Origin of the sequence: Streptomyces sp. UH6 (assembly GCF_013421635.1) — a bacterium.
GTDB classification, from domain to species: domain Bacteria; phylum Actinomycetota; class Actinomycetes; order Streptomycetales; family Streptomycetaceae; genus Streptomyces; species Streptomyces abyssomicinicus.
Map to the genome: position 1 here is coordinate 1 of NZ_JACADT010000348.1, position 5,485 is coordinate 5,485.

The following is a 5,485-nucleotide window of genomic DNA, read 5'->3' on the forward strand; positions in this document are numbered from 1 at the left end:
GCACGACGGCGAGGTCCGCGCGCGCCAGCAGCTCGGCGACCTGCTTGCCGCTCGCGAGCTCGGCGACCTCGGGGAAGCGCGTGCGGCGGGACTGCTTGCCCGCCTCCCGCGCGGTCGCCCGCCACTTGCCGAGCGCCTTCTGCCCCCGCTCGCCCTTCCACTGGGTGATGCACCGTGCCGCGGACCAGGGAACGATCGCGTCCACCCCGGTCTCGGTCATGGTCTCCACGGCCACTTCCCCCCGGTCGCCCTTGGGGAGCGCCTGCACCACGGTGATCCGGGGGCTCGGCACGGGCTCCTCGCGCACCTCCGTGAGCCCGCCGACGACCAGCCGGTCCTTGCCCTCGGCGGCCTCGACCACGCCCTCGCTCCAGCGCCCCCGGCCGTCCGTGAGCACCACGGCCTCGCCCGGCTGGAGCCGCTTCACCGACACGGCGTGCCGGCCCTCCGGGCCCTCCAGGAGGAACGTGGGCGCGTCGAGGACGAGTGCGTCGACGACGAAGACGGGGGCGGTCACTGCGCCTCCAGGTGCGGTGGAACGGGCGGCGTGCGGCGGGACGGGGGTGCGACGGGACGCGCGGGGACGGGACGCGCGGGGACGGGATGTGCGGGGACGGCTGCGGCGCGACGGGGAAGCGCGGGAGCCGCCGCGGACCGGAACGGGTCCGCGGCGGCTCCCCCGGGCGGCTCAGCGCCCGTTGAAGGCGTCCTTCAGCCGCGAGAACAGGCCCTGCTGGCCGGGCTGGAACTGCCCCGTGGGCCGCTCCTCGCCGCGCAGCTTGGCCAGCTCGCGCAGCACCCGCTCCTGCTCCGGGTCGAGCTTGGTCGGCGTCATCACCTCGACGTGGACGATGAGGTCGCCGCGCCCGCCGCCGCGCAGGTGGGTGACACCGCGGCCGTGCAACGGGATCGACTGCCCGGACTGGGTGCCCGGCCGGATGTCGACCTCCTCGTGCCCGTCGAGCGTCTCCAGCGGCACCTTGGTGCCGAGCGCCGCCGCGGTCATCGGGATGGTCACCGTGCAGTGCAGGTCGTCCCCGCGCCGCTGGAACACCTCGTGCGGGAGCTCGTGGATCTCGACGTACAGGTCGCCCGCCGGTCCCCCGCCGGGGCCGACCTCGCCCTCGCCGGCCAGCTGGATCCGGGTGCCGTTGTCGACACCGGCCGGGATCTTCACGGTCAGCGTCCGGCGCGAGCGGACCCGTCCGTCGCCCGCGCACTCGGGGCACGGGTTGGGCACGACCGTGCCGAAGCCCTGGCACTGGGGGCAGGGCCGGGAGGTCATGACCTGGCCGAGGAAGGACCGCGTCACCTGGGAGACCTCGCCGCGGCCGCGGCACATGTCACAGGTCTGCGCGGAGGTCCCGGGGGCCGCTCCCTCGCCGTGACAGGTCTTGCAGACCACGGCGGTGTCGACCTGGAGTTCCTTGGTGGTCCCGAAGGCCGCCTCGTTGAGCTCGACGTCCAGCCGGATCATGGCGTCCTGGCCGCGGCGGGTCCGCGAGCGCGGTCCGCGCTGCGAGGCCGTGCCGAAGAAGGCGTCCATGATGTCGGAGAAGTTGCCGAAGCCGCCGGCCCCGAAGCCGCCCGCGCCCGCGCCGGCGCCGCCGGCCTGGGAGAGCGGGTCGCCGCCGAGGTCGTAGACCTGCTTCTTCTGCGGGTCCGAGAGCACCTCGTAGGCGGCGTTGATCTCCTTGAACCGCTCCTGCGTCTTCGGATCGGGATTGACGTCCGGGTGCAGCTCGCGCGCGAGCCTCCGGAACGCCTTCTTGATCTCGTCCTGGGACGCGTCGCGGCGCACGCCGAGTACGGCGTAGTAGTCCGTGGCCACTTACGACTCCGCCAGGATCTGTCCGACGTACCGTGCCACTGCGCGTACTGCTCCCATCGTTCCCGGGTAATCCATGCGGGTCGGTCCGACCACGCCGAGCTTGGCGACTGCCTCGCCGCCCGAACCGTAGCCCACCGACACGACGGACGTGGAGTTGAGCCCCTCGTACTCGTTCTCATGACCGATACGGACGGTCATGGCCGAATCCTGCGCCTCCCCGAGGAGCTTGAGGAGCACGACCTGCTCCTCGAGCGCCTCCAGGACGGGCTGGATGGTGAGGGGGAAATCATGTGTGAAGCGGGTCAGGTTGGCGGTGCCGCCGATCATCAGCCGCTCCTCGGTCCGCTCGACGAGCGTCTCCAGCAGGGTGGAGAGCACCGAGGCGACCGTGCCGCGGTCCTCCGCCTCGAAGGCCTCCGGCAGGTCCTGCACCAGCAGCGGCACGTCGGTGAACCGGCGCCCGGTGACCCGGCTGTTGAGCCGGGCGCGGAGGTCGGCGAGGGTGTTCTCACCGATCGGGGCGGGACAGTCGACCATGCGCTGCTCGACCCGGCCGGTGTCGGTGATCAGCACCAGCATCACCCGGGCCGGCGCCAGCGCCAGCAGCTCCACGTGCCGCACCGCCGAACGCGTGAGCGACGGATATTGGACGACGGCGACCTGCCTGGTCAGCTGCGCCAGCAGGCGCACCGTGCGGGCCACCACGTCGTCGAGGTCGACGGCGCCGTCCAGGAAGTTCTGGATGGCCCGCCGCTCGGGCTGGGTCATCGGCTTGACGTCGGCCAGCCGGTCGACGAAGAGCCGGTACCCCTTGTCGGTGGGGATCCGCCCCGCGCTGGTGTGGGGCTGGGCGATGTAGCCCTCCTCCTCCAGCGCGGACATGTCGTTGCGCACCGTCGCGGGGGACACGCCGAGGTTGTGCCGCTCGGTGAGGGCCTTGGAGCCCACCGGCTCCTCGGTCCCGACGTAGTCCTGGACGATGGCGCGCAACACCTGCAGCCTGCGTTCACTCAGCATCGCGCACACCTCCGGATGTCGGCTCGGCCTCACCGCTTCTGCCCCTTGCGTCGACTGGCACTCGACCTGGGCGAGTGCCAGTCATTCGCAAGCCAGTGTACGGCCGGGGGGTACGGCGCGGGCAAGGGCGGTCGCCGCGCGGTCCCGATAGCGTCGCCCCATGAGCGTGACGTGGGAAGCCCCCGGCGGATGGGAAAACCTCGGCTGGGAGCCGCTGGCCCCCGGTGTGGGGCGGCTGCGGCTGCCGGTGTGGGACTGCACGGTGGGTCTGGTGGCGGGGCCCGAGGGGGCACTGCTGGTGGACGCGGGGTCGAGTGTGGCCGAAGGCACACGGATCCGCCAGGAGGCCGAGGAGCTCCTGAACGCCGGGGCGCCGTCGACGGAAGGTGCGGGAGGGGCGCGAGCCACGCGAGGGGCGGGAGCCGCAGGAGGGGCAGGAACCGAGAGGCGTGTCACACATGTGGCGCTCACCCATCCCCACTTCGACCATGTGCTGGGCGCCTGTGTGTTCGCCGGCGCGGAGACGTTCGCGGCGGTGGGTTCCGGCGCGCTGCTCACCTCCGGCGAGGGGCGGGACGCGCTGCGGGCCGACGCGGTGGCCGAAGGGCTGGCCGCGGACGTGGCGGAGAGGGCGGTGGAGCTGCTGACCGCACCCCGGCACGAGGTGCACGACGACCACGTGGTGGACCTCGGCGGCGGTGTCCGGCCGGTGCTGGCCAATGTGGGGCCGGGCCACACCGCGCACGACCTGGCGGTGCTGGTGCCGGGGCCGCGTCCGGTGGTGTTCTGCGGCGACCTGGTGGAGGAGTCCGGCGAACCGCAGGCCGGGCCGGACGCGGTCGCCTCCCGCTGGACCGCCGCGCTCACCCGGCTGCTGGAGCTGGGCGGCGAGGACGCGCTCTACGTGCCGGGGCACGGGGCGGTGGTGGACGCCGCCTTCGTGCGGCGGCAGCGCGAGGAGCTGTCACGGAGGTTCGGCACCGCCTGGTGAGCGCGCCGAAGGCGTGTCGCGTAGGCACGCCGTTCGGTTTTCCCTATCGTCGGTCGAATGCGCCCGTACTCGCCCGATCTCACGCCGCCGTGGAAGAAGCCGAAGCCGGTGCCCGAGGTCCCGGCGGAGCCCGGCCTGGTCGTGGAGGACCCCGCCACCGGGTACTGCGGCGCCGTCGTGGGCTGCGAGGCCGGCACGGTCACCCTGGAGGACCGGCACGGCAGGCACCGCGTCTTCCCGCTGGCGCCGGCCGCCTTCCTGCTGGAGGGCCGTCCGGTGACCCTGGTCCGCGCGGCCGCGGCCCCGAGGCGTCCCTCGCGCACCGCCTCCGGTTCCGTCGCCGTCCCCGGCGCGCGGGCCCGGGTCGCCCGCGCGGGGCGGATCTACGTGGAGGGCCGGCACGACGCCGAGCTGGTCGAGAAGGTCTGGGGCGACGACCTGCGGATCGAGGGCGTGGTCGTGGAGTACCTGGAGGGCGTGGACGACCTGCCCGGGGTGGTGGAGGAGTTCGCCCCGGGCCCGGACGCGCGCCTGGGCGTCCTGGTCGACCACCTGGTGCCCGGCTCCAAGGAGTGGCGCATCGCCGAGGCGGTCACCAGCGCGCACGCGCTGGTCGTCGGCCACCCCTACGTCGACGTCTGGCAGGCGGTGAAGCCCTCCGCCCTCGGCATCGACGCCTGGCCCGTGATCCCCCGCGGCCAGGACTGGAAGACCGGCGTCTGCCGCGCCCTCGGATGGCCCGACAACACCGGCGCCGCCTGGCGCCACATCCTCTCCCGCGTCCGCGACTGGAAGGACCTGGAGCCGGAGCTGCTGGGCCGCGTGGAGGAACTCATCGACTTCGTCACGGCACCCTGACGCACCTGACCGCGTTCACGGCAGACGATGCGGCCGGGCGTTCCTGTAGGTCTCGAACTCGTCCGTCTCCAGCTCGAGGTCGAGCGGTTCCACAGGCGTGCGGTCTCCGAACTTGGTGATCCGCTGGCCGCGGTAGTCCGCCCGCTCGGCATCACCGGTCGGCTCGGTGAGCAGCACACACTGCCCCATGATCGGGTCGATGACGAAATAGGCCGGGATGCGCGCGGCTGCGTAGATGGACCGTTTGACCCCGTAGTCGCGCTCCACGCTCGTTCGTGAGACGACTTCCACGACCATCGTGATGATCTCGCAGGGCATCAGACTGCCGTGCCGCGGCCCGATGCCGCGCTCGACGACGACCAGGTCGGGCTGTGGCTGACTCGCCTCCGCGAGGATCGTGACGTTCTGGGTCTGAAGACGGCGCCAGCGACTGCGGGGGATCTGATCCTGCACCGCCTCGACGATGTCGTTGTGCACCACGTCGGGCGCGGCCATCATCACGATTTCCCCCCGGAGGAGTTCGGCCTTGACCCCGTCGGGAACCTCGAGCCTTTCGAAAAGTTCCACGATGTCGGCAGTCATGGGCCGGTCTTCCACAGCGGTCATCTCCGCGGTCCTCCGTCTTCGCCACCGTCCACCGACAGCGGCAGGCTATTCGCCAGCCTAGGCATCGAACTCGGGTTCCGCACGGGTTCACCTGTGGGGGTGGTTCGTGTGATCAGTCCACCAGGTCCCGCACCACGGCGTCGGCCAGCAGCCGCCCCCGCAGGGTCAGCGCGGCGCGGCGC

Annotated in this window: 6 protein-coding genes; 2 read left to right on the forward strand and 4 right to left on the reverse strand. The window is 72.6% G+C overall.

Features of this window, described 5'->3' with window-relative positions; all coding sequences use genetic code 11:
* From HW445_RS17280 to hrcA, 3 genes are all read right to left on the reverse strand, one after another.
* Nucleotides 1-517, reverse strand: a 517-nt coding sequence (locus HW445_RS17280; protein ID WP_180221907.1) for a 16S rRNA (uracil(1498)-N(3))-methyltransferase, incomplete at its 3' end; no start/stop codon positions are given.
* Nucleotides 518-688: 171 nt separating this feature from the next.
* Nucleotides 689-1,831: a molecular chaperone DnaJ gene (dnaJ, locus tag HW445_RS17285; RefSeq protein ID WP_180221908.1), complete on the reverse strand. Its 1,143-nt coding sequence runs from the start codon at nucleotides 1,829-1,831 to the stop codon at nucleotides 689-691.
* Nucleotides 1,832-2,848, reverse strand: coding sequence for a heat-inducible transcriptional repressor HrcA (hrcA, locus tag HW445_RS17290; protein WP_151773173.1), 1,017 nt, complete (start codon nucleotides 2,846-2,848; stop codon nucleotides 1,832-1,834).
* Nucleotides 2,849-3,008: 160 nt separating this feature from the next.
* Between hrcA and HW445_RS17295 the strand changes: the two genes are divergently transcribed.
* Nucleotides 3,009-3,839, forward strand: a complete 831-nt coding sequence (locus HW445_RS17295; protein WP_180221909.1) for an MBL fold metallo-hydrolase — start codon at nucleotides 3,009-3,011, stop codon at nucleotides 3,837-3,839.
* A gap of 57 nt (nucleotides 3,840-3,896) precedes the next feature.
* Nucleotides 3,897-4,697: a DUF3097 domain-containing protein gene (locus HW445_RS17300; RefSeq protein ID WP_180221910.1), complete on the forward strand. Its 801-nt coding sequence runs from the start codon at nucleotides 3,897-3,899 to the stop codon at nucleotides 4,695-4,697.
* A 15-nt stretch (nucleotides 4,698-4,712) separates the two neighbouring features.
* Here the strand turns inward: HW445_RS17300 and HW445_RS17305 are convergent, their stop codons facing one another.
* Nucleotides 4,713-5,303, reverse strand: a complete 591-nt coding sequence (locus HW445_RS17305) for a Uma2 family endonuclease (protein WP_180221911.1) — start codon at nucleotides 5,301-5,303, stop codon at nucleotides 4,713-4,715.
* Nucleotides 5,304-5,485: the final 182 nt, after the last annotated feature.

What these genes read in the sequence shown, in the direction of transcription:
- HW445_RS17300 (WP_180221910.1), top strand. Translation starts at nt 3,897, where the DNA reads ATGCGCCCGTACTCGCCCGATCTCACGCCGCCGTGGAAGAAGCCGAAG.
- hrcA (WP_151773173.1), bottom strand. Translation starts at nt 2,848, where the DNA reads ATGCTGAGTGAACGCAGGCTGCAGGTGTTGCGCGCCATCGTCCAGGAC.
- HW445_RS17305 (WP_180221911.1), bottom strand. Translation starts at nt 5,303, where the DNA reads ATGACCGCTGTGGAAGACCGGCCCATGACTGCCGACATCGTGGAACTT.
- HW445_RS17295 (WP_180221909.1), top strand. Translation starts at nt 3,009, where the DNA reads ATGAGCGTGACGTGGGAAGCCCCCGGCGGATGGGAAAACCTCGGCTGG.